The organism is Cerasicoccus maritimus, assembly GCA_031296935.1.
GTDB classification, from domain to species: Bacteria; Verrucomicrobiota; Verrucomicrobiia; order Opitutales; family Cerasicoccaceae; genus Cerasicoccus; species Cerasicoccus maritimus.
The window spans coordinates 132028-154576 of record JAVDPD010000006.1 but is presented as its reverse complement, the minus strand read 5'-3'; the positions used below and the strand labels follow the sequence as shown (position 1 = coordinate 154576).

Sequence of the window (22549 nt, the reverse complement as noted above, 5' to 3'; positions counted from 1 at the left end):
GATGCACTTTAACCGAGAAGTCAATAACCTGATCGCCAATCTGCGGGGAGTTCCCGAAGATCGCGGTCGCTCGGTGTCCCGTCAAGCCAAGCCGATCGACAGCCTCGTCGAGGTCATCATCGAGCGCTACAAGATCGGCAAACCGACCGCGGAAGAAATCATCGTCAAGAATTGGAAAGACATCGTTGGCGAAAAAACCGCCCACCGCGCCCGCCCGATGAAGATCGTCAACGGCAAGCAGCTCGTGATCCTCGCCTCCAATTCCGTAATCAAGCAGGAGCTGCTTTTTACGGAGCGCCAGATCCTCAAGCGCATCCGCGCCCTCCCCGAGTGCGGCGCCATCCGCGACGTAAAAATCACCGGCTGACCCCTACCTCAACAAGTAGCGCTAACCAGAGCCGCCCAACTTCATGGGGAGCAAATAAGTCTGCAATAGTATTGGCATTGCCACCCCCCAACCTCCCCACACCTCGTCGGCTTGCCTTCTGTTTAAACCCCTCCCTACTCTCCGCGTCCTCCACGCTCTCTGCGCCTAAACCCCGCGTCTCACCGGCTTTCCGCTCTTCCCGATCTTCCTGTTAAAAACACGCCCAGCGGGCTTCCCTCTCTTTCCTACCTTCTGTTCAACTCCCTACGCCTCGCTGGCCTTCTCCCCGCTCTCTGCGTCCTCCGCGTTCTCTGCGGTTAAACCCCACGCCTCGCTGGCATCCGTGTTCAATCCGCGTTCATCCGCGGCTAATTCCCCTCGCCTCCTTCTTCGCCCCCTTCTACACTCTATATATTTACTATTACTGCTTATTTTTCGCAATTTGCGCTTGCCAAATACGCCATTTAAGTGAATTATTTAACACATATTCGCGGCAAAAACGCCCCGAATACCACCAAAAGATAAACAACAACCCATAATCAATGAACTAAAGAACAACCAATCCTCAGGCGACCAACACCACTCGGCCGCCTGAACCTTACCACTACGCCATCCATGAAATACGCACTATTCCCAAATCCCCTGACCAACGGGGGCAACCAATACCGGGCCATCACCCAGATCAGCGGCAGCAAGGACCTCGAAGCCGTCATTGACCGCATGATCCTGCTCGGCTCCACCATCACCGAGGCGGACATCCGTGCGGTCCTCACCGAAGCCATCCGCGCCGTCGAAAGTCTCCTCATCGACGGCAACCGGGTCAACATGGGCGGGCTCGTCCAGCTCTGGCCCGGCATCACCGGCAGCTTCGACGGCAAAAACGACGCCTTCGACTCCGCGCGCCACCGCGTCTCCCTCCACGCCTCCGCCGGTCGCCGGCTGCTCAAAACCATGCGGGAGAAGTCCGACCCCGCGCGCATCGACGGCATGCCGCCGGCCCCACTCGTCTTCGACTTCATCGACGACGGCAGCGGCACGCTCAACCAACAGATCACGCCGGGCGACATCGGCTCGATCGTCGGCAGCAAGCTGAAGTTCAACCCCGACTCCCCCGACGAGGGCCTGTTCTTCATCAATACCGCCGACAACTCCGAAACGCGCCTGGCCCAGATCAAGCGGAACCTGCCCAAAGAGCTGATCTTCCGCATCCCGCCCGACCTGCCCCTCGGCCAAACCTACCGCATCGAGGTCCGCGCCCGCATGCGCGGCTCTGACCAGCTCCGCACCGGCGAGCTGGAAGCCGTCCTCACCACGTAACCCAACCGCAGCAACCGCCTCCCATCCAGCCACCACCACCGCTACCAACGGTCACGAACTCCCGCAGTTCGTGGCCGTTTTTTTTTGTGCCCCGCCCCCACGACCGCGCCAGCGCAGCGCCGCTGCTAAGCCTTAGCACAGCCTGTGTCATTACTTAGCACAGGCGCTGTCATTACTTAGCACTGCCTGTGCTAAACCTTAGCAGCGGCGGTGATACTGGATAGCACCGATAGGCAGACAGATTACATAGACTGCTAAAGCTTGATTAAGCCCCGCACTCCCATGCGTCTAGGAGCCAGAACTAACGATAAAACAATATCAGATAAATTAACTCAATACCGGTGACACACTGTGCCAAATGATAGACAATTTGACACAGTCGCGAGACATCTTGGCCCTAAACCACAATACATCCTTTTATCAAGATATTTAGATATAAAACACTAGTAGAGTTTTAACCCACCCCAACCCTATATATAGCATCAATTTACGACTTTGACACTATATATAGCACCTCGTTTAAGAGAGTTGGCATATAAAATGAAAACAAGGCTAGAAAATTAACCCGTCGCGGCAGCCTCGATATGCGCTTAGCCAAGACCACAAACAAGGAGAAAAAAATGAAGGTATCAGTCCGCGACTTAATCAATCAAAAGCGCAATCTTAGAAAACAAGCCGAACAATTCTACACGCTCTCGGCGAAAGAATACGCAACATTTACTGACGAAACAGGCCATCATGTATACATTCAAATACGGCCAACCCTAAAACTCTATGCGCCCGATAACGGTGGCGACGCGGCAAAATACTACCAAGTGATATCTTCATTCACTAAAATAACTTCAGCAATTACTACTAGATTTGGTGGAGACCTTTTAGAGGCCCAAGGAAATCTGATTCATTGCTTCTTTAGTGGCGATTCAAACGATCAAGAATCACAAAACCGACTCATAGAGTTTGGACAAGTTTTGAGTACTGCAATAAACGCCCACGTACGCCCAATTTGTCAAGATGCATGGAACGGCTATGCAATGGCATCGGATCACGGACGCGCCATTCTAGTCGCAGGAGAAAATGATTCGTTAGTTTCGCTGGGACCATGCGCCAATAATCCTGCTAAACGTATCCATAGCAAGGACAGTAAGAATGGTGTTCCGTCAGGTGAATTCCATCTACGACAAAGCCACGGAGAATGGCGCAAAGTACGGCTTATCAGCATGTTCAAAGAAGTGAATGAACATGAGGGAATATACAAGCTTGCACATTTGATTGCAGAGCAAGTCAGCACACAAAGTCCAGATGTCATCCATCTGTCCCAAGAAAGTATCCCAGGCTACCTAGAAACTGGCTTTCAACAACCAGCTACGCTACAGGCACACATTGCGCGTGCCGACATGCACAACTTCACCCGGAGAGTAAAAGAAGCGTTTGAACAAGGGACTGAACAAGAAATAAGAAAACTTGCAATCGAGTTTAAGGGCTTGATGCAAAAAGCATCCGAAACTAATTCAAATTTCCAGTCCAAGGTTATTCAGTTTCCTTGGGCTGGTGACTGCATGAACGCCATTCTCTTAGCTTCTGACGAAGGCTATGAATACGATAGATCATCGATATCAGCGGACTATGGAGCCTATTGGCATGAAAACATGACAACCCGTAAATCACATCATGACGAAGTGTCATGGACAATCGGCTGTGCAGGAGGTGGTGCTATCAATGAAGCAAACGGCTACATTCTAATTGGGAATGTAGATGCTGACGGAAGAAGCTTTACTGTGGTCGCTGGCTGGGGCATAGCACACTCTCTCAAAGCCCAAGAAAATAATGATGCCAATGAGTACGACACTGTGATACCTGATTGCGATTACTCTACGCTAAACTCTTCACTGCAGAAATTGTTTACCCCATGCAAAAAAGACACATTTGACAAGCACCGCCATTACAAATCATCTGAACTAACCGCAGATAAAGTTAGTAAAGCATTAATATTGGGAGCCTCCGTACAAACTGTAACCCAAGACCGCCCTGCCATATCACCATATTGCAGCCACTATTGAGATGGTTGGGCAATCGAAAATCGATCTGACATTCCTATCATCGATAATAGATCGATTGGACGGAATAAGTGAGTCATGGGCTAGAGGCCAAGTGACCATTAATGGACAATTGCCAATCGACCACCGAGAATTAAAAGGCTCAGGGCTCATACGCCCAATTACCCTTTCGTTCAACATAACCCGGTGGAATGATTTACTTCCTCGGGTAGAGATTCCACAAAAATACATACACTTAGCGACAAACGACTGGCATTGTTTCGAAGATAAATCTTTATGCTACGCTCTACTGCATGAGTGGATTTACCACTACGAATCGTGGAGTGTAAGTCATCCACAATTAGTTGTTTCAGAACTGATGGCAAATTGGGCGATGGATTCAATTTCGAGATTAATCTACTATCATCACTTGGGGAAAATTCGCAATCTAGTAGCATGGCCAAGCGAGTGGCTTTGTTATAACCATGATCAAGAGGGTATTAAAGAATTCTACGAACGCAAATGGAAGATTACATAACACACTTAAAAGCTTCGCATAGCAACATCCAGGAAACGATTAGATTTATAGATCAAAAAGCTAGTATTATATTTGGTTTAGTTGTTTTCGTACTGGGTGCATCTCTCCTGATGTATAAAAACCAATACCTGCTCCCCGTATCACCAGGGTCCACCTCAATAAAGCTCTCCGTTACTCCATGGTCGGTCGTATCAGGGACATTTTTGATTATTGCATTCGGATTTACCACTCTATGCACGACCTCGCTTTACTCATGCTTAAAAGCAAGAGGGCCATCATCAAATAAGGAACTAATACTGTTCCCTATTAACATAAAAAGTGCAGTTTCAATAAAATCACTCTATAACGAAACAAAAGACCCCACTAAAACAGAAGATAAGGTGGTGGAAGAATATGAAGACCAAGTTTATGCCGTAGGTGTAATCATGAGTAAAAAGTTTCAGTATCTAAACCGCTTAATGACCTTCTTCGCATTTCAGGCTTCATTCACTGGTCTACTCTTTGTAGTAGTTTGCCTGCATAGCGTATATTGCTAGCACCTCAAGAGGGCTCGCACGCAAACTTCAAACATCCATGAAAGCCGCGCTCCCCTTGCTGATCTTCCTCCTGGCCCCTCATGCGTGGAGCGCGAGTGAGACCGATGACAGCGCGCGGGCATTCGTGTTGGATTGGGTTGCGGCCTACAACCGGAACGATCCGGCGTTGATGGCGGGGTTTTACGCGGAGGATCCGAGGGTCACGGTGATGGTGTCCGTTGGCCAAACCTTCCGCGGCTACCAGGCCATTGCCGAGCTGTATCGCAGCGACATGCAAGTCGTCGAATTTTATGATTCCTACGCGAAGGAGCTTCAGGTCTGGACTGAGGGCGACACCGCGCTCGTCTCGTTCGAGCATTTCTTTAAGTATTACGTGCGCCCGGATAAGTCCCGCTGGAATATCCACATCCGCACCACAATGACGCTCCGCCGCGACGGCGACGGCTGGAAAATCATCCAGGAGCACTCCTCGCCCATCCAAGGCATTCCGCGCGCAACCCGCATCCAGTCGTCCACCGGCAGCTAGCGACGCGTGATAAGGTTGATTTTGCGACTGGAGGGCGATCCCGCTGAGCGGGATCATCGCCGGTTTAATTCATCTCGAAAGGTAGGGACGGTTGCCCACAACCGTCCGCCACGCATGAGTCGCCCATCGGGTGAAACCGGACGGTTGAGGACAACCGTCCCTACCAATTAGTCGCCCCTGAAAAAGGTGACATCTATCTGATTATCAGTGACCTACCTCTCTGATGTGGGCATTATTATGACCAGTAAAACGAGTTAAACCCATAAAAACTGGTCATTTGATGAAGCCGAAAAAGCGCCTTAAAGAGGAGCCTCAATTATTTCAGCAGGATTTGGAGCATATGCTGGATCAGCGTCAGGCCCTTTATCAGGCCGCCAATCGGATCGACTGGGCTACGCTGGAAAGGGCTTCGAGCATCTGTATTCGGACATCGGCAGCCGGCCAGGCTGAATGCAGATGAAGTTCTGATTGACCGGAGTATGCCTTGGTGGCTACTACTCGTTGCTTTCTGAATCTTTCTCTGCAATGCGAATCACATTAAAAGCAATAGCCGAAAAAGTCGGCCTTTCCCCTGCTACGGTCAGTCACGTTCTCAACGGGAACGGAGCCAATTATAGCGAAGCCACACGCAAGCGCATCATCGAAACCGCTGAAGAATTGGGCTATACACCGAATACCTCTGCCCAAGCAATGCGAACAGGTCGATCTGGAGCGATCGCATTGATCATGTCAAATGACCCGCAAAAGAGCATGCTTCAACAAGCAATAGCTACCAGCATCTGTGAGCGCTTGGAGAAATCGCGATACCACTTAATTCTTAGCATGCTTCCAGATGAAAAACTGACTGATCCCAGTTTCTTCCCAAGCATCATGAGGAACTGGATGGTGGATGGCGTTCTGATTGCCTACTTCAACCAGATTCCCAAACAGTTGGAGGAGTTATTAACCAAACAGAATATCCCATCCGTCTGGCTCAATAAGGACTCAAGGTACAACTGCGTCAGCTCGGATGACGCCAATGCAGTGAAATTAGTCGTTGCTCATCTACACGATTTAGGCCATCAGCACATCGCAATTGTCGACTACACCGGATCGAGCTTACAAACGAACAACTTGATGAGAACGCGGTACGACGCTTTCGTGGAAAAATGTCGCGACCTGGGCATTCAACAATCGGTCTGGCGCCAGGAAGGCTATGTTTCAAGGGCTGAACGCATTAACCTGTGCCGCGCAGAGCTATCGAAGGAGAATCGAGCAACCGCCGTTATCGCGGTTTCCTACTCCAATGCGCTTCCGGTTCAAATCGCCGCCCAGACAACTGGCTTGGAACTTCCAAAAGACCTGTCATTAATTACATTTACCGATGATCGAACTAACCTCGGCGGCATTGACATAAGCTCTATTCTGGTCCCTCTGAAGAGTATGGGCGATAGGGCAGCTGATATGCTTTTGAGGCAGATAGCCACCCCGCAGAAGCAGTCCAGGTCTGAGAAGCTGGATTTCATTGTTAACTACGAAGGAACTGTAGGCCCTTGCCCGATTAACTGCCCCCAACGCTAACTGAGAATTGAACTTGGAGCACACTTTTGTTACGCCAAGGTCAATTTTCACAACGTTATGATAGCGTCATTGACTCCTTTCCCTGTTCATTTGATAAGGAGCTTCATGACAAGAAAAGTAGACTTCTACCATCGACCTGGTTTCACTCTCGTAGAATTAATAGTCGTCATTGGGATTATTGCCCTTTTGTCGGCTATATTCTACTCCGTTGCTGGAATCGCAAAACAGAAGGCAAATACAGCGCGGTCTACAAGCAACTTACGTCAGTTAGGCAATGCAACGAACCTTTACGCAATAGACCATCAATACGATCTACCGATGGTCAGCAATTCCGGTAATAACTACGCGGACCCACCCTGGTATATGGGACTGGCTGAATATATCGGAGCCATTCCGAAACCAGGCAGTAAAATCGCCTTTCAGGAAGGTGTGGAAAACATTTTATACAACCCAGCTTCTGAGGAGGAAAACAAGATTATCAACTTCGCGCCAAGCATTAGCTGCGCGCCCAACCCCTCGGCCCGTCCCGCCATCAATGTCCTCAAGACGACACAGGTTATCGATCCAGCAAAAAAGGCATGGCTGATTACTGCCACAAACAGCTACTACTACAACCCCTACAACGCTTTAGGCCTCGAATATCCACATAACGGACAAGCCAACGTTCTATACTTCGATGGCAGCGTTGGGCTGGTTTCCAAAGCGGAAGTCATTGAACGCGGCCGCAACCTTCTAGATCCGCGGGCTCAATGATATCAGGCCAACATTGTATAGCACAACGCCGTGGGAACTCTCGACTGGACGCTTTTTACCCTAATCGCTGCCTGCCTGATGGCGGTGGTCATCATTCTCAAATCTTACACCCGAAGCGTCGCCGACTTTCTAGCCGCAAACCGGTGCGCCGGGCGTTATTTACTAACGGTTGCTGATGGAGTTTCCGGTGTCGGTGCCATCACCGTCATTGCAACATTTGAGCTTCATTACTCATCAGGATTCGTGCCCGAGTACTGGCAACTGATGCTTCTGCCCATAGGCCTGATCATATCGCTATCGGGCTGGGTCATCTACCGTTTCCGTCAGACAAGAGCCCTAACGCTCGCGCAGTTTCTGGAGGTGCGCTACAGTCGGAAGTTTCGCATCTTCGCCGCCAGCATATGCTTCCTTTCCGGCATCATCAACTACGGGATTTTTCCTGCCGTCACCGCACGTTTTTTTATACACGTGTTGGAATTCCCCAGTGCATTTTCCCTTCTTGGAATTGCCCTTCCCACTTACCCTGTAGTCATGGCGACCATGCTGGGCATTGCCCTCTTCTTCACGCTCAGCGGTGGACAGATAACGATCATGATCACCGACTTTATCCAGGGGCAGCTCATCAATATCGTCATGCTCTTGCTGTTGGGATTTCTCCTCTACTACTTTGCTTGGGGCGATATCGTTGAGGCCCTTGAAACTGCGCCCGAGGAAGCGTCACTGCTCCATCCATTTCAAACTCAAAAGGTGACGGACTTCAATTTCTGGTATTACGCCATTTCTGTGTTTAGCGCTTTCTATGGCGTCATGGCGTGGCAAGGAAGCCAAGCCTATTACGCCTCGGCAAAGACTCCTCACGAAGCTCGTATGGCCAAGGTACTCGGCAACTGGCGAACAGCAGTAATTAACGTATTGCCAATGTTTCTGCCAATTTGTGCTTTCGTTGCACTTACCCACCCCAATTTTAAAGATTTAGCGAGCACCGTCACCAACCACCTCGACAGTATGCCCGATGGGCAAAGTCAGCAACAGTTGCTAACACCCACCGTCCTGATTTATTTGCTACCGCCTGGCCTGCTGGGGTTGTTTGTGGCGTCAATGTGGGCTGCCGCCATCTCCACCGACAACACCTATCTGCATTCCTGGGGCAGTATTCTTGTGCAGGACGTAATCATCCCCATGTACGGGAAACCGCTTTCGCCTAAAACACATTTGCTGGCGCTGCGGCTATCAATTGCCGGGGTCGCTGTATTTGGGTTCTGCTTCAGCCTGCTTTACCAACAAAATGATTTCATCTTCATGTTTATGTCGATGACGGCGGCAATCTTTATGGGAGGTGCTGGCTCGGTTATCATTGGAGGACTGTACTGGAAACGCGGAACGACTCAAGCCGCTTGGGCAGCAATGATTGTTGGCGCCCTCGTCCCAACAACTGGCATGATAAGCCGAATGCTTGACCCTGACTTCTTCCTCAACGGACAGCAAATCTGGTTTGCTGCAACTTCCTCCGCTGTTTGTTCCTATATAATCGTTTCCCTTTGTGGCAAAGAGCGCTTCAACCTTGATAAGATGTTGCATCGCGGCGACTACGCAGACGGCGAATCCAAACCTGCCGCGGTCGAAACCCGGATCGAACGCTTCAAGCAATTCGGCGTGGATTCAGAGTTCTCCAATGGGGATAAAATGATTTATCTGATAACAGCTGTGGTTGGCGTCAGCTTTTTTTCACTATTTATTTTCGCCTTGGTAGTTCACTTAACCGTCGGCACTGATGAGGGCTGGTGGGCGAGCTTCTGGAAGTGGTTCTTGCTGTTTGCCTCCGTTAAAGCGCTGATCGTAACCATTTGGTTTTTATTTGGCGGCGTGAGAGACATTCGGGCTTTATTGCTCGATCTGCGCAGGGCCAAACAAGATGCGCGTGACGACGGTTTTGTAGAATAGAGATAACATGAAGTTGCCGGGTCCAGCACTTGCTCAACCCGGCAACTTCATGTTATCTCTAGCCGTTTGCTCATCGCACCTCTATTTAAGTGACGTGTCTGAGAATACATCGCTGGATCGAATCGGTACAAAAAAAACTCCCTGAGCTCAGGGAGTTTTTCGAATCTAGCGCCGTGAATTTACTTACGGTTACGGCGACGGTAGTAAACGGTGGAAAGCAAGGCTAGGACTCCGACCATCCCGGCATAGGCGGAAGGCTCAGGAATGGCGCTCGTAGTAACAATCACATCATCGATGCTGAACTGGTTTGTATCGACATCCACATCGATTCGACGAATCACAGTATCGCCAGCATAACCAAAAAACGAATAGCCGGAGCCGGATATGTTTTCCGAAAAAGTCACCGAACTGCCAATCTGATTTGTGCCATCTGTATCACTATACAGCGTGATGGTGGCGTCGGTCTGTAAACGAGCCAGCGTAAAGCCGATACCATAAATTTCCTCGCTCTCCACCGAGCCAAAAACAAACTCCGGCAGGATAATGCTCATGCCAGAACCATTACCGAAGGTAAGGCCAAGCGAAGGGCTGCTGACAAAGGTTGATCCGTTGGTTAGAATCGCTCCAAAGCCACCGTTTTTCTGGAAATTCATGCGGAAATTGACTCCGGAGTTCGCACTGTTGTAGAGGACACCAGCAAGCGTGTTGCCGCTTGTGAAGCCCGTACCTGATCCCCCCAGAACAGTGTCAGGTGAATCAAAATTCGTCAGAATAGTATTCGAGTCACTATTGAACTGCGCTGCGGTGTAGTTACCGTTCTCCTCTACGAATGACTGCAAGACGACATCACCGGAAATGACGTCTGGCGATGGGTCGTCGATATTTTGTGCAAGTGCAAGGCTTGCGGTTGTAAACAAGGTGGCGATTGTTGGTAGTGCCTTCATATTTAGATGTTATGGTTAAAAGATTATCATAACGTTGTGAAAACTAACCAAACACGCAACGTATTTAAAGTAACGATCTCTTGACCAATTGTTTCAAGAAAGCCTTATTCGAGGCGATAGCTGACTCTTTCAAAGGCTAAAAACAAGGCGGCTTACACTTTAAAATGGATGTCAGCACTCGCTTCGCGAAGCCGCAAGCAGCTTTGAAAAACTTCCAGGGGCAGCCGCAAGGTCGTCATAACTTCCGGCTTCTACAATCTGCCCGCCTTCCATCACCAAGATCATATCAGCGTCGCGGATCGTGCTCAATCGGTGTGCGATGGTGATCGTGGTTCGATTGCGTGAAAGCTCCTTCACCGCTTCCTGGACAAGTGCTTCGCTCTCATTATCCAAAGCGCTGGTCGCTTCATCCAGTACGAGTAATATCGGGTCACGTAGTATCGCACGGCTGATAGCAATGCGCTGTCTTTGCCCTCCTGAAAGCGATGATCCGCGTTCCCCTACCTGATACTGGAGACCTTCGGGCAACTCTTTGATGAACTCCCAAGCATTCGCGGCTTTTGCAGCTAAAACAAGTTCTTCATCAGTCGCCTCAGGTTTGCCAAAACGCATATTCTCCGCAATCGATCCACTGATGAGTAAATTGTCCTGCATGACGACTGAACAACGTCTTCGGAAAGCTCGCAGATCTAAATCTTCGATGGAAACACCATCAATGGCAATCTCTCCCTCGGTAGTGGAATACAAACCGAGCACCAGGTTAACGAGCGTGCTTTTTCCTGATCCACTGGCACCAACCAGTGCAATATGCTGCCCGGGCTCAATCGCTAAACTCACATGATTAATTACGCATGGCGTAGTTTCCTCATAGCGGAAGGAGACATTCCGCAGTTCAATCTTCCCCTCGAAAATCAAAGGCTTTGTTTCCCCATTCCATTGCTCTGTGTAGTCAGAATCGACCAGCTCTTTGATCGAGCGAAAGCTTTCCTTGGCTTGCAGATACTGAACGCCAAATTGACTGAGTATATTCACCGGTGCCACAATGATAGGCAACGTCCCGACCAACGCAACCAGCGCACCAAGCGTTAATAAATCTTTAAGCACCAGTAGCGAGCCAAAGCCTATTGCGAGTACTTCGATGGCAACAAGGATGACGAACATCGTCCAACCAAAGGTCTGATCAAGATGGATTTGCGCGCACCGGGAATCACCATAAACCTGGCTGACAGTTTCCATATCCCGTACAACGCGGTGTTCCTGCCCATAGCTTCTTGTCAGCTTAATTGCACCGATAAATTCACTGGCGAATCCCGTCAATTGCTCACGGTCGCGTCGCACGCGCTCATTGATGCGCTGTAAGCGATTCCAAAAGAGTACGCGCACCAATACCACAAGTGGCAGAGCGATCACCACAAAGATTAACAACCATGGATTGAGAACCCCCAGGACCGTGATCAGCAAAGTCGTGCGCACGAGTTCTGGGGCTACCATGCTCATCAGCGGCATCACTGCCATTTCAATATTTTGTGAGTCAATCGCATATTTGGAAAGCAATCGCCCCGCCTGCATTTTATCAATGTAGCCAAAGTGCATCATCTGCAGCTTGGTAAAAATTTCTCGGCGCATGCTTACCACCATCACCTGCGTAGCGTTGGCCATTTCCTTAGCACATTTGATCATGGTCAGCGCGTGCACCGCCAGAAGCAACAACGACACGGCTGTCAATTGAACACAGAGAAATGCGTCCTTGTATTTCAAACCGTGCTCGATAATCGCGTTGGTGATTGCCGGATACGGCGCTACGCAAAGTACGCTGCATATGCGCCAATTCAGGTAATTCCTAAACGACCGACGACAGGCCCATAGAAATGAACGAAACGATGGCGCCTCTGATAGCGAACCAGTCTTCATGACTACTCTATACAACTGAGACCAGGCAAGTCCAGCGGTCTAAACGGGCTGCCCGACTTCGGTCAGACATCCATCTGCCTTGACCAGAAAGCACTGCCCTACACCAACAGACATGGGCACTTCTGCATCCTCCAATGGATTGTCGCCTACCATCGCAAGTCGATGCGGAGCGCAAGGAATATCATCCAAAACCCGGGTCCAGAAAGATCGTTGCATTTTCTGCCCAAGGCCAAAGTTTGAACCAAATACTCCCTCTACAATTCCTTTTCCTGTCTCGCCAGCCAAGCCCGCGCGCTCCATTTTAAGAAGGCACCCCAAGTGAGGATTATTGCTGATCACATAAATGCCGTAGCCTGCCTGATGCAACTCATACGCCAAATCAACATTGCGCTGCATGACGATTAAATTCTTCTTATGCCAAAGCCGTAGCCAGAGCAGCGCCAGCTTTTCGTCTAACTTAAAGTGCTTGATAATGTCGCTGTAATCCCAATAGATATTGATATCAAGATACTCCAACAGCAGTTCTTCCGCGCGCTCATAACCATTCGCTTGAATCATGTTGGATAACAGATTCAGAATGAAGTTACCGGCCAGATACCGTCTGTCGATTTGCGCGTTTGGATAGCACTCCTCAACAAGCGTGCCATCCAAATCAAAGCATACCGCCTTAATTTCAGAATTCAGATTGATAATCATTGGGCGCTGATGAGGTGTTTCCAGTAGCGTTGATTACTTTCGTGATTACTTTGCTCGAATGTGATTTCACCCGAGTAACCGATGTCGATCATGGCGTCCAAGAGACCCGGCCAATCAATCTTGCCAGCGCCCAAGGGCAGATGAGCGTCGCGATCACCAAAGTTGTCATGAAAATGCGTTTCTACGATCAGGCTGCCAAGCTCGCGGGTTAGCGAAACGGGATCAACGCCCTGACAGAAGCAATGCCCGGGATCCAGACAAACGCCTAGATTATCACGGTCGATTTTTTTAATAAATCGCCTTATTTCATCACTCCTGGCATTAATTTCCAATGCCTCGATACAACTGGTTTCAATGGTCACCATGATGCCGTGCTTGGCAGCTTCGTCGCAAAGACTCTGGTAAATCGGGACTGAGTCTTCAACCATTGCGCCAATGCCACCATAGGCTTCACGCCCCAATCGATGTAATTCAACAAGCGAAAGTTCACCCGCATTGAATCTACTGGCAACATCGCCCATATATTGAATGGACGTCAGCCCATACATCCAACCCATATGTGTGGTAAAACGCTTTAAGCCAGCGATAGCTGCCGTTTCGACCAAGGCCTTGTGTCGGGGTAGGATCCACTCCACCTCTTCATTAGGCGGAGGCAATGTCTGCCCAAAATGTGCGGAATCCATAGTCAAACTGTGCGCTCTCACGGCAGTGTGGAACTCTTCAACCTCTCGACGCTTTACTGCAAACAGTTGCTCTTCCGGACTATCGAAAATGATGTCTCCCGAAGCGTCATTCGCTTCGATTGTGCAAAATAGGTCCTGCGGGTAGACGCCATAAAACCCCAAATCAAGCAGTAGCTTCAGCTCAGTGTCACCCTCCTGTCGCCAAGCTGAAAAGGTAGTATTACCCGTCAGACGGTAAAAATTTTCAGGGATCTTTTTTGTATGGGCTTGCATATATTCATAACGTTGTGAATGGTTCCTTCACCATGTCAACCCTACAGATAAAGATAGCATCATTTTATGCCTGCGCATTGCTGATTTTACTACCGATTACTTCTCTAGCTGACGGTGAGAGCTTCATACTGGGGCTAGACAGGAACATTGAAATAATCCTACCCGATACCCCCAGTCAGACGGAAACCTTTGCCGCTAATGAGTTGGCCCGCTATTTGGAGGCGATACGCGGCACGCCCGTGCAATTCGGCTATCACTCCGATTACGCTTATCAGCTTTACGTAGGTAATACATTCATGGCGGATGAATGGATGCCAAAGTTGACGGATAAAATTCCGGAGACAGCACAAGAGGTATTCGTGATTGCCACGGATTCCTCGCAAACAGTCCTGGCCGGTGGCGGTGATCGCGGCACACTATACTCGGTCTATGCTTTTTTGGAGGACTTAGGATGCCGATGGCTGGAGCCCGGCCCGCAAGGAGAATTCATTCCCCAGCGAACCACCATCGGTCTGCAAAACTCAGAGCGCATCGAACGTCCGGCCATGACAATTCGCCACTTGGGCACATCCGGTCAATTTGCCGAACCTGCCAATAAGCAACCCAAAGCAATCCGCGAAACCGTAGACTGGATGGTGAAGAATCGCCTGAACTTCAGCTTCGCGCTTCGCCCCCAAGTGCTCTACCGGCAAATGCCTCCCGGTGAACGCAACCTGTGGGATATCCGTGGCGGCATGGTTGAATGGCAGCACATCGTGCACAACTTCCCTATGATCATTCCGAATGAAGTTTACTTTGAAGAACATCCAGAATACTTCGCTTCTTACAAAGGACGCCGCATTCCTGTGGGGCCCGAGATGGGCAACCTTGCACTGACGCATCCAGAAGTGCGTCGCGTGGCAGCCGAGTTTGCCGCGAACTGGTTTGACCAGCACCCCCAAGGCACCGTCGTGCCCATGGTTCCGCCAGATGGCGCGATTAAATGGGATGAATCTCCGGAAGCCATGAAGCTGGGCGGCAAGAACTTCGTTCAGGGCTCCGAGGGCAGCATGAGCCGACGTATGGCGGAATTCTCAGCAGCAGTGGCTGAACAACTCATCGAAGATTATCCCAATCGCTACATTTTGAATCTAGCCTACTCAAACTATGTTGAGCCCTACCCCGGCCTGACTTTGCCCAGCAATGTGATTGCGCAGGTAGCCCATGGCTACGCCGGGCAAGGCTCCTTCGTTCACTCAATCTACCATGACCGCAATGCAGAGGCGCGAAAAATATTCGAGGGCTGGGCCAACTCTGGCGCTGGAGGCATTGGCATCTGGGATTACTTCATCCTGCACGTTCCAGATCGCGCGGGCTCACCGAAAACCCCCTTAGGATTCGCTAATATAACTCGCGATATGATCGGCTACCTCAAGGCCCTCAAGCCCGCATACAAAGTTTACTTCACCCAGGCTGGCAATGAACATTGGCAGTACAATGCATTCCTATATTGGGCTGTAGCGCGCCTTACGTGGAACCCCGACCAGAGTGTCGAATCACTGGCCCGCGAATGGGCGCAGGCCGCGTTTGGCAAAGCATGGGAGCCTGGCTATCGCTACCTGAACTTACTCGAAACGGCTTACGACAACGATGAATGGGGCGTTAAGATTTGGCGCGAAATCAACGTGCCCTCTCCACTTATTTTTGACGAGGCCTTCCTCTCTTCAGCCCAGGAAAACCTGAGCGAGCTCAAGCAAAATCTCTCTCCTCACAATCATCTCGGCCAAGACTTGGCCGAGCGAATGCAGACTTCCATTACTTTCGCTGAAAATGCCGTGGCGCCAGCCAAAATCTTTGGCAAACATGGGGTGTGGAAAATCACTCGTGGCGAAAACAGCTACACTTTAAATGCTGACGGAGCGGACCATCTCGACCAACAGCTGTTGATGGATTCCATGAGCAGCGACCATTCCACTGAACGCACGCTTAGCCACCTAATGTTCCGCGCGAAAAAGCGTGAAGAACCGATTCTTTGGCTGGAAAACCGTGACATCAAGGTCGGTGTCATACCCGGCATCGGCGGCCGTATGATTCGCATTATCGACCGATCTACGGGACAAAATCTTTTACACGAACCGAAACAGGATTCACTAGAGAATCCCGGCGCACCCTATTTCCGCTACGGAGGCTATGAGGAATATACAGGCAACGCATTCGCATCCCCCGGTTGGGAAACACCCATGCGTATAGTCAGCCACAACAACTACAGCCTAACGCTCACCGGCTACGTCGATGGCCTCACAATCAAGCGTAACTATAGTCTAAGCAAGAGCATACCAACAAAGCTGACCATCAATACCCAACTGAGGAACGAAACTACAGAAGCCCGCCCAACCCGCATCCGTGTGCACCCGGAATTCAAACTCGACGAGCATCTGGATGAAACACGCTTGCTCATCAAGCGCAACGGCAAGCCGTTCGAGGACTTCTCATTGTATCATTCCGACGCCTTGGATACACCGGATGAAATCGAACAGTGGGGAGTTTATTCGCCAATGAAAGAGATAGCCGTCCTAAATAGCTTTCAATATGACCAGATCGAAAAAGCGCATCTGCACCTCGACCCCAACAGCGAGAGCTTTAACCTCGAGCTTTTCGGCGCTTACAAGAACTTGCTTCCCGGCGAGTCGCTTACGTTAGAACATCGCTACGAAATCATTCGTGGACGGGAAAGTGACAAGTTACTCGGCGCGAACAAAAACCGCGCCAAAACAGCGGTAAAGCAGAACGAGGCCAATCCTAGCCAGACCCCTATCAGTGAAATTCAAACCAAGGACATATCATACCAAAACGGCGACATTCCCATATCTCTTGATGGCGTGCCTGTGCAAATAGGTAAATCCGGCGCGCTGCAATGTGAATTCTATCTCAACGAAGACCCGGCAACAATTAAAGATTCCGTCCTATTCAGCTTCGGCAGCAAAAGTCCCGATTGGATGATCGCCCGCTTCAGTCAAGGCAAGTTCTACCTGTATCGGACGCGCGGCAACCCACCGTTCGACGCCCCGGATGAAGGCTGGTCAAAACTGATGGTCGAAACCACAGGACTCATTGAGCCCAATACCTGGCACCGGCTTATCCTCGGTTGGAATGACACAGGTCCTGGCGCCCAGGACCAGCTATACATCATTCTGGACGACCAACTGATCGATGAGCGCAACGATCTGGTCATCCGCCCAGTCACCAACGCGCCAAGCCTGATGATCGGTGGCAATTCACGCGCCATCAATAATGGCCGCTTCAACGGAAATATCAGAAATATCCAAATTTATGATCACGCTTTCCGTGACAATCTGGGCGACTTCGAATAGCCTTCCCACTAAACACGTTTGTAAACGATCAGATATACAAATTACGAAAATTCTGCGAAGCGGTTAGTAAATCTATCCCCGTAGGCCGACCAGGCACACACAGAGTATAAGAAAACCCGCGCCGAAACCGGAACGGGTTTTCTGGGTATTGAATCGGATGTGGGGCTTAGCCGACCAAAGCCTTGAGGCCTGCGCCCGGCTTGAACTTTACCGTCTTCGAAGCCTTGATCTTGATCTTTTCCTTGGTCTTCGGGTTGACGCCCATGCGAGCTGCACGCTTAGCAACCGAGAAGGTGCCGAAACCGATCAGCTGAACACCGGCCTTGTCCTTCTTGAGGCCCTTCTTCACGGCGTCGAGGACAGCTTCTACTGCGCGCTCTGCGGATGCCTTGGTGGCGTCCTTGCCGAGATTCTTTTGCACTTCAACTACGAGTTCTGCTTTATTCATATGATATAGATTAGGATTTGCGTTAGTTAGTTGGTGTTAACCGATGCCCTTATGACGCTTTCAGCCTCATCTCGTCAATGAAATTAGCACCGTAAATTACTTTTTTTCGAAATAAGGGACAGGCTCTAGCCTTTTTCTGGTGGGAGGTCTAGAGGATTAATCCCTTGACTCCCGCTTATCAAAAGGCGTAAGAGATGGTCCATCGCCTCAACCCGCATGATACCGCGTTCTTGGGCGATTTGTTCGGATCGCTTTAGGAGTTGACGAGCCATCGTCCGCGCCTGTACTTCGGGCGCGCCTAAACGCTGGCATAGCTGCGTTAAACTTTCTTCGTTCTGGACTTCGTTTTCGTCCATTTCAAGCCGTGATTTCAGAAATTATTTCTAGCGTCGGCCCGCCTGGTTTTGCGATGCAAAGTGCGGCATCCCCCGTGGTATAACGACGTTTGAGCAGGGCCAGGCCATTGCCGCCGACATGCGAGGTGACGGAGCCGATTTCCTTCTCGCCCGCAAAGACTGGTATCGGCGTGCTGTGATTACTTTGCGATGCAAAGTGAATGCGGTAAATTGCGCGCTGTGCGTGGCCCATCGCGTGCAATCGCGCCATGACTTCCTGGCCGAGGTAACAGCCCTTGGTGTAGCTCACGGCTGCCTTCGATAAATCAGCCCCTTCGTGAGGCAAATCTTTCTCGCCGATGTCTTGTGGAATGCTGGGGGTCCCACAAGAAATGCGTGCCGCAAGGGCGGACTCGGCGTCTACAAACGTAGCATTCAAGTGGGCTGGAGGCCATTCAGCACTTTGCGGGACGAGGCAGTCCAGGCTGTCGGTGCCCGCGAGGCGTCCACGAAAAATCAATACACCATCTTGCTCTATGAAGCATTTATCCGGCGGCAAAAGTTCGCTGGACAGGTCATCGCCAAAGAGGGTGACTAGTCGGAATTGCGCGGAGACGTCTTCGATCTCCACTTCGTCGGCAATGATATTTTCCTCTACTTTGCATTGCAAAGTTTCCGCGTCACTGTGGTAGCTAATAAGGAGGAAATCTTCGGGCCCGCGCTGAAGGATGAATGCGTCGTGGAGCACCTTGCCCTTACGGTCGAGGAAGAGGCCATAAGTGGCAGGGCAGGACTCACTGCGGCGCAAGTCGTTGGAGAACTGACTTTGCAGATAGGCAGCCGCATCTTCATCGCTGACGGCGAGAATGGCGGGCTGTGATGTGTAGGCCTGTAGGGCGGACATGGGGCTTAACAACGCGAAAGCGGGCTGCTTGTCAATCGAGGACGCGGGATTCAGGTGAGTCTGAGAAGAGGCGTCAGAAATTCATTAGGGGACTAAGCCCACGAAGATGGCTTGGGGGCTCTGATCAGAAGGTAGCAGCCAGAACAAAGCGGATTCACTGAAAAACATGATCAAAATCGCATCAATAAAAAGAGAATAGCTAATCAATTCGGTGTCGACAACTAATAATCCATTATAATCAGTTTAGCTCCACTAACTCTCCAACAACATGAGATTCACGAATTTAACACACCAAAATGCCATGACGACCTGACTGAAATATCAATTCATAAGAAATTACCGCTTGCCTACGGATTTTTAACTTTAATGATATCATGCGTGGAAATTCCAACAAATCCTTCTGACCAAATGACGACCTGCCCCAATTGCGGAGCAGTCGTTGCCACCAATGTGCTCATTCCAATGGGCGATACGCAAGTCTGTCCGAGCTGTCGCGACGACTACATTCAGCGCCTCAAGGAAACCGGCACTCCGACCACAACTGGCATGGATGAGGAAATTCGCCAAACCCACATCAAGCACGAAGCTTCGCTAAAATCAATCGGTATCCTTTACCTGCTCGGCGGAGTGCTCATGATTCTTGGCAGCCTAGGCATGCTGGTAGGCGGCTTCGCCAGCTCTGGCGGTGAAATGGGACCCGAAGGCGTTGGTTTCATGCTTGGCATTGCAATCTTTTATTTGGTCATGGGCACTCTGATGATCTTCTTGGCCGTTGGCTTCCGAAAACTCAAGCGCTGGGTGCGCATCCCATCAACAATTATTGCTGCCTTGGGCCTACTGAGCTTTCCAATCGGCACGCTGATCAACGGCTACATTCTGTATCTCATCTGGTCCGCCAAGGGGAAGATGGTCTTCTCCGACGAATACAAGCTGATCATCGAAGCCACTCCCGACATCAAATATAAGACTTCGCCCGTCGTGTGGGTGCTGCTGATCATCCTCTTGCTCCTACTTGGTGGCGCTTTGGCTGCCGCATTCCTTGGGTAATTGACAGTCCAGCGCTGAACCCACGTGGTTCCGATTATCCCACCAACGGCCATCAACTTTCGCGGTTCATGGCCGTTTTTCGTGCCCGACAGCCACGCAGCCAGTCAAACAACTAAGCCCAACATCTCTGTTCTTAACTTTCCCATCCAGAATAAAGACCGCATCACTCAAACAGCTCTCTTTGCCTGACTTCCTCCCGCTTTTCCTGCGAGGGCAGACTATGCTCTAAAAGCCATGCGATGCTCATCGCGTCAAAGCCTGGCTCCTTTGCCATACGCAACAAAAGTAGAGCCGAAGCGATGGCGTCATACAGCGCACAGTGTGCCCGGCGGCGTTTGTCCGGGCAAAGTTCTTCGCCGAGTTCGACCAATTTGCTTTCCAGCGCAAAGCTCTCAATCAACGCGCCCAACTTGTAGCTCTCAAGATCCGGGTAAATGACCTCGTATAGTCGCCGGGTATCGATCCACGGTCCCCAGTCCGCAACCTTGCCGCCCTGGAGGTAATCCACCGACGCCGGAGGGTAACTCCACTGCTGCTTGAGTAACCGCTGCTCCACCGATGCATGATGCGCAGCAAAGACCCCCTGCCCTCGCCAGTCACGAAACTCCTCCCACTCATCCGCAAAAGGCGCGCAGTCGCTGACATCCTTTTGCGCAATGCCGTGCAGTCGCGTATCTTGCAATGTCAGCTCCTCCAAAGGCGCACAAAGCCGTGTATGCACGGATTGGATTACCCCATGCAGTAACTTGACCACACCGTATTCGACGACGCCGCTTTTGGCCGCGCCTTCGAAGTCGATCACGTAGATCGGGATGTCCGCCCAGTGCGGCATCAGTGGATATTCGAGGTGATCATGCCAACCATAGAGCCTATCGCAGGTTGGTGAGTCAAGACGCGGCCGCGCGTGAATTTTGACTGATTGAAGAATTTTGCTGAAATCTTTCCACCAGCGCCCAAACTCCCTCCCCATGGACCTCGCGCCTTTCAAAGATTTCGCTCAACAACTCGCCGACGCCAGCGCCCAACGCATTCGTGAAGTGTGGGACGAGGATGATCTCGGCTTGGAATACAAGGAGGACGACACCCCCGTGACCCGCGCCGACCGCGATGCCGAGGAAATCATGCGCGCCATGATCAAGAAGCAGTTCCCGCATCACGGCATCATAGCCGAAGAATTCGGCAGCGAAAACGAAGACGCCGAATGGGTCTGGATTCTCGATCCGATCGACGGCACGAAGTCCTTCGTCGCGCACGTCCCACTGTTTGGCACGTTGATTGGCCTGCTCCACCGAGGCGAGCCAACCGTGGGCGTGATCAACCAGCCCATCCTGCGCCAATGCCTGATCGGCGACAACGAGACGACCACGCTGAACGGTAAAGTCGTCCAAGCCCGCCCGCAAACTCAGCTCGAGCGCTCCCTCCTGCTGACCACGGACCCGAATTTGATGGAGATGACCGACGAAATCCCCGGTCTCAAAGATCTCTTGCAAACCGTTTACCTACGCCGCACCTGGGGCGATTGCTACGGTTACCTGCTGCTGGCGACCGGCCGCGCGGACATCATGATCGACCCGATTCTGGCGCCGTGGGACCTCTTGCCACTCGTGCCCGTAGTTCGTGGGGCCGGCGCCGTGATCACGGACTGGCAAGGGCGCGCGCCGAACATCGAGCACTCTGGGTCGGCCATCGCCGCGCATCCGAATATCCATCCGGCAGTCATCCGCGCGTTAAGTGAGCCCGAGTAGCGACTTGCTCTTCGGCAGCGAAGTTCTACACTGGTGCCATGACTCTCCGCTACCTCGTCACTGTGTTGGTCCTCGGCTCGACTGCGCCACTGCTAGCTAACACCGAAAATATCGTCCCCGCATCACCCCAACCCACTGAGGAAGTCATTATCCTCAACGAAGCGCCCCCCGCCGAAGACGCGACGGAAGCCGAAAAAGACAGTTACTGGGAGCGAGTTCGCGCCAAATACGAATCCGCCAAAGACGCTACCGGCGACTATTACGACAAGGCCAAAGGCAAGACCGGCGAATACTACGGCAAAGCCAAAGACACCACCAGTGGCTGGTACGAAGACGCCCGAGACTGGACGCAGGATGACATTAAGAAAGCAGGCTCCTGGAACTACCGGGTAGTCGTCATCGAGCAAGAAACACTACGCCAGAATCCGGCGGCCATTGAAGAGTTGCTCAACGATCTGGGCGCGCAGCGCTATGAATGCTTTTGGGTAGAGCCGCTGGACACCCAAAACTCCCGCATCGCCTTCTTTTTTAAGAAATCCGGCTTTAGCTATTTGAAGTCGATTCCAACGAAGGAATTCTGGCGTTTCTTGCCCAAATCAGACGACAGCAGTGACAGCGAGCAACCCTAAATTACGCCTCTTT

The 22549-nt window shown here is 51.0% G+C and carries 20 protein-coding genes; 13 read left to right on the top strand and 7 right to left on the bottom strand.

The features are described 5' to 3' along the window. Position 1 precedes the first annotated feature (1 nt). The 9 genes from RBB62_RS06095 (at position 2) to RBB62_RS06055 (ending at position 9571) form a co-directional block, all read left to right on the top strand. Positions 2-367, top strand: coding sequence for a DciA family protein (locus RBB62_RS06095; protein ID WP_309397849.1), 366 nt, complete (start codon positions 2-4; stop codon positions 365-367). Positions 368-982: 615 nt separating this feature from the next. After that, entirely contained in the window at positions 983-1684 is a 702-nt protein-coding gene (locus RBB62_RS06090; protein ID WP_309397848.1) for an HU family DNA-binding protein, read from the top strand. 584 nt (positions 1685-2268) lie between these two features. Continuing rightward, on the top strand, positions 2269-3741 hold the full coding sequence (locus RBB62_RS06085; RefSeq protein WP_309397847.1) for a hypothetical protein: 1473 nt from the start codon (positions 2269-2271) through the stop codon (positions 3739-3741). A gap of 498 nt (positions 3742-4239) precedes the next feature. Then, a complete protein-coding gene (locus RBB62_RS06080) occupies positions 4240-4791 on the top strand; it encodes a Pycsar system effector family protein (RefSeq protein ID WP_309397846.1) in 552 nt (183 codons plus the stop codon). Between the two features lie 37 nt (positions 4792-4828). After that, positions 4829-5317 (top strand): YybH family protein, encoded by a 489-nt coding sequence (locus RBB62_RS06075; RefSeq protein ID WP_309397845.1) that lies wholly within the window; start codon positions 4829-4831, stop codon positions 5315-5317. Positions 5318-5597: 280 nt separating this feature from the next. Then, complete coding sequence (locus RBB62_RS06070) at positions 5598-5777, top strand: hypothetical protein (RefSeq protein ID WP_309397844.1); 180 nt, start codon at positions 5598-5600, stop codon at positions 5775-5777. Positions 5778-5842: 65 nt separating this feature from the next. Continuing rightward, on the top strand, positions 5843-6877 hold the full coding sequence (locus RBB62_RS06065) for a LacI family DNA-binding transcriptional regulator (RefSeq protein WP_309397843.1): 1035 nt from the start codon (positions 5843-5845) through the stop codon (positions 6875-6877). A 105-nt stretch (positions 6878-6982) separates the two neighbouring features. Next, positions 6983-7630: a prepilin-type N-terminal cleavage/methylation domain-containing protein gene (locus RBB62_RS06060; protein ID WP_309397842.1), complete on the top strand. Its 648-nt coding sequence runs from the start codon at positions 6983-6985 to the stop codon at positions 7628-7630. 30 nt (positions 7631-7660) lie between these two features. Further along, positions 7661-9571, top strand: coding sequence for a sodium:solute symporter family protein (locus tag RBB62_RS06055; protein WP_309397841.1), 1911 nt, complete (start codon positions 7661-7663; stop codon positions 9569-9571). Between the two features lie 179 nt (positions 9572-9750). Here RBB62_RS06055 and RBB62_RS06050 read toward each other — a convergent pair whose 3' ends face one another. The 4 genes from RBB62_RS06050 to RBB62_RS06035 form a co-directional block, all read right to left on the bottom strand. Next, on the bottom strand, positions 9751-10515 hold the full coding sequence (locus RBB62_RS06050) for a hypothetical protein (RefSeq protein ID WP_309397840.1): 765 nt from the start codon (positions 10513-10515) through the stop codon (positions 9751-9753). A 171-nt stretch (positions 10516-10686) separates the two neighbouring features. Further along, positions 10687-12426, bottom strand: coding sequence for an ABC transporter ATP-binding protein (locus tag RBB62_RS06045; protein ID WP_309397839.1), 1740 nt, complete (start codon positions 12424-12426; stop codon positions 10687-10689). Between the two features lie 39 nt (positions 12427-12465). Further along, the gene (locus tag RBB62_RS06040; protein ID WP_309397838.1) at positions 12466-13122 is read right to left on the bottom strand and encodes an HAD family hydrolase; all 657 of its coding nucleotides are present in this window, start codon (positions 13120-13122) and stop codon (positions 12466-12468) included. Further along, positions 13119-14078 (bottom strand): sugar phosphate isomerase/epimerase family protein, encoded by a 960-nt coding sequence (locus RBB62_RS06035; RefSeq protein ID WP_309397837.1) that lies wholly within the window; start codon positions 14076-14078, stop codon positions 13119-13121. Before RBB62_RS06035 ends, RBB62_RS06040 begins: the two co-directional genes overlap by 4 nt. Positions 14079-14155: 77 nt before the next feature. Here RBB62_RS06035 and RBB62_RS06030 point away from each other — a divergent pair, with 77 nt between their 5' ends. Beyond that, complete coding sequence (locus tag RBB62_RS06030) at positions 14156-17428, top strand: DUF4838 domain-containing protein (RefSeq protein WP_309397836.1); 3273 nt, start codon at positions 14156-14158, stop codon at positions 17426-17428. Between the two features lie 166 nt (positions 17429-17594). Here the strand turns inward: RBB62_RS06030 and RBB62_RS06025 are convergent, their stop codons facing one another. Continuing rightward, complete coding sequence (locus RBB62_RS06025) at positions 17595-17876, bottom strand: HU family DNA-binding protein (RefSeq protein WP_309397835.1); 282 nt, start codon at positions 17874-17876, stop codon at positions 17595-17597. A 357-nt stretch (positions 17877-18233) separates the two neighbouring features. Beyond that, positions 18234-19115, bottom strand: coding sequence for a CAF17-like 4Fe-4S cluster assembly/insertion protein YgfZ (gene ygfZ, locus RBB62_RS06020; RefSeq protein WP_309397834.1), 882 nt, complete (start codon positions 19113-19115; stop codon positions 18234-18236). Positions 19116-19523: 408 nt separating this feature from the next. On the opposite strand from ygfZ, the gene RBB62_RS06015 reads away from it, so the two are divergent. Then, positions 19524-20162, top strand: a complete 639-nt coding sequence (locus RBB62_RS06015; RefSeq protein WP_309397833.1) for a hypothetical protein — start codon at positions 19524-19526, stop codon at positions 20160-20162. A gap of 163 nt (positions 20163-20325) precedes the next feature. On the opposite strand, the gene RBB62_RS06010 is transcribed toward RBB62_RS06015, so the two are convergent. Further along, positions 20326-20994, bottom strand: coding sequence for a 3'-5' exonuclease (locus RBB62_RS06010; protein ID WP_309397832.1), 669 nt, complete (start codon positions 20992-20994; stop codon positions 20326-20328). A gap of 136 nt (positions 20995-21130) precedes the next feature. Between RBB62_RS06010 and hisN the strand changes: the two genes are divergently transcribed. Both hisN and RBB62_RS06000 read left to right on the top strand, forming a co-directional pair. After that, positions 21131-21907: a histidinol-phosphatase gene (hisN, locus tag RBB62_RS06005; protein ID WP_309397831.1), complete on the top strand. Its 777-nt coding sequence runs from the start codon at positions 21131-21133 to the stop codon at positions 21905-21907. Positions 21908-21945: 38 nt separating this feature from the next. Beyond that, the gene (locus RBB62_RS06000) at positions 21946-22536 is read left to right on the top strand and encodes a hypothetical protein (protein ID WP_309397830.1); all 591 of its coding nucleotides are present in this window, start codon (positions 21946-21948) and stop codon (positions 22534-22536) included. Positions 22537-22549: the final 13 nt, after the last annotated feature.

What these genes read in the sequence shown, in the direction of transcription:
- RBB62_RS06035 (WP_309397837.1), bottom strand. Translation starts at nt 14,078, where the DNA reads ATGCAAGCCCATACAAAAAAGATCCCTGAAAATTTTTACCGTCTGACG.
- RBB62_RS06015 (WP_309397833.1), top strand. Translation starts at nt 19,524, where the DNA reads ATGACGACCTGCCCCAATTGCGGAGCAGTCGTTGCCACCAATGTGCTC.
- hisN (WP_309397831.1), top strand. Translation starts at nt 21,131, where the DNA reads ATGGACCTCGCGCCTTTCAAAGATTTCGCTCAACAACTCGCCGACGCC.
- RBB62_RS06085 (WP_309397847.1), top strand. Translation starts at nt 2,269, where the DNA reads ATGCGCTTAGCCAAGACCACAAACAAGGAGAAAAAAATGAAGGTATCA.
- RBB62_RS06040 (WP_309397838.1), bottom strand. Translation starts at nt 13,122, where the DNA reads ATGATTATCAATCTGAATTCTGAAATTAAGGCGGTATGCTTTGATTTG.
- RBB62_RS06060 (WP_309397842.1), top strand. Translation starts at nt 6,983, where the DNA reads ATGACAAGAAAAGTAGACTTCTACCATCGACCTGGTTTCACTCTCGTA.
- RBB62_RS06070 (WP_309397844.1), top strand. Translation starts at nt 5,598, where the DNA reads ATGAAGCCGAAAAAGCGCCTTAAAGAGGAGCCTCAATTATTTCAGCAG.
- RBB62_RS06090 (WP_309397848.1), top strand. Translation starts at nt 983, where the DNA reads ATGAAATACGCACTATTCCCAAATCCCCTGACCAACGGGGGCAACCAA.
- RBB62_RS06095 (WP_309397849.1), top strand. Translation starts at nt 2, where the DNA reads ATGCACTTTAACCGAGAAGTCAATAACCTGATCGCCAATCTGCGGGGA.
- RBB62_RS06025 (WP_309397835.1), bottom strand. Translation starts at nt 17,876, where the DNA reads ATGAATAAAGCAGAACTCGTAGTTGAAGTGCAAAAGAATCTCGGCAAG.
- RBB62_RS06000 (WP_309397830.1), top strand. Translation starts at nt 21,946, where the DNA reads ATGACTCTCCGCTACCTCGTCACTGTGTTGGTCCTCGGCTCGACTGCG.
- RBB62_RS06075 (WP_309397845.1), top strand. Translation starts at nt 4,829, where the DNA reads ATGAAAGCCGCGCTCCCCTTGCTGATCTTCCTCCTGGCCCCTCATGCG.
- RBB62_RS06045 (WP_309397839.1), bottom strand. Translation starts at nt 12,426, where the DNA reads ATGAAGACTGGTTCGCTATCAGAGGCGCCATCGTTTCGTTCATTTCTA.
- RBB62_RS06080 (WP_309397846.1), top strand. Translation starts at nt 4,240, where the DNA reads ATGGAAGATTACATAACACACTTAAAAGCTTCGCATAGCAACATCCAG.
- RBB62_RS06050 (WP_309397840.1), bottom strand. Translation starts at nt 10,515, where the DNA reads ATGAAGGCACTACCAACAATCGCCACCTTGTTTACAACCGCAAGCCTT.
- RBB62_RS06010 (WP_309397832.1), bottom strand. Translation starts at nt 20,994, where the DNA reads ATGCCGCACTGGGCGGACATCCCGATCTACGTGATCGACTTCGAAGGC.
- ygfZ (WP_309397834.1), bottom strand. Translation starts at nt 19,115, where the DNA reads ATGTCCGCCCTACAGGCCTACACATCACAGCCCGCCATTCTCGCCGTC.
- RBB62_RS06065 (WP_309397843.1), top strand. Translation starts at nt 5,843, where the DNA reads ATGCGAATCACATTAAAAGCAATAGCCGAAAAAGTCGGCCTTTCCCCT.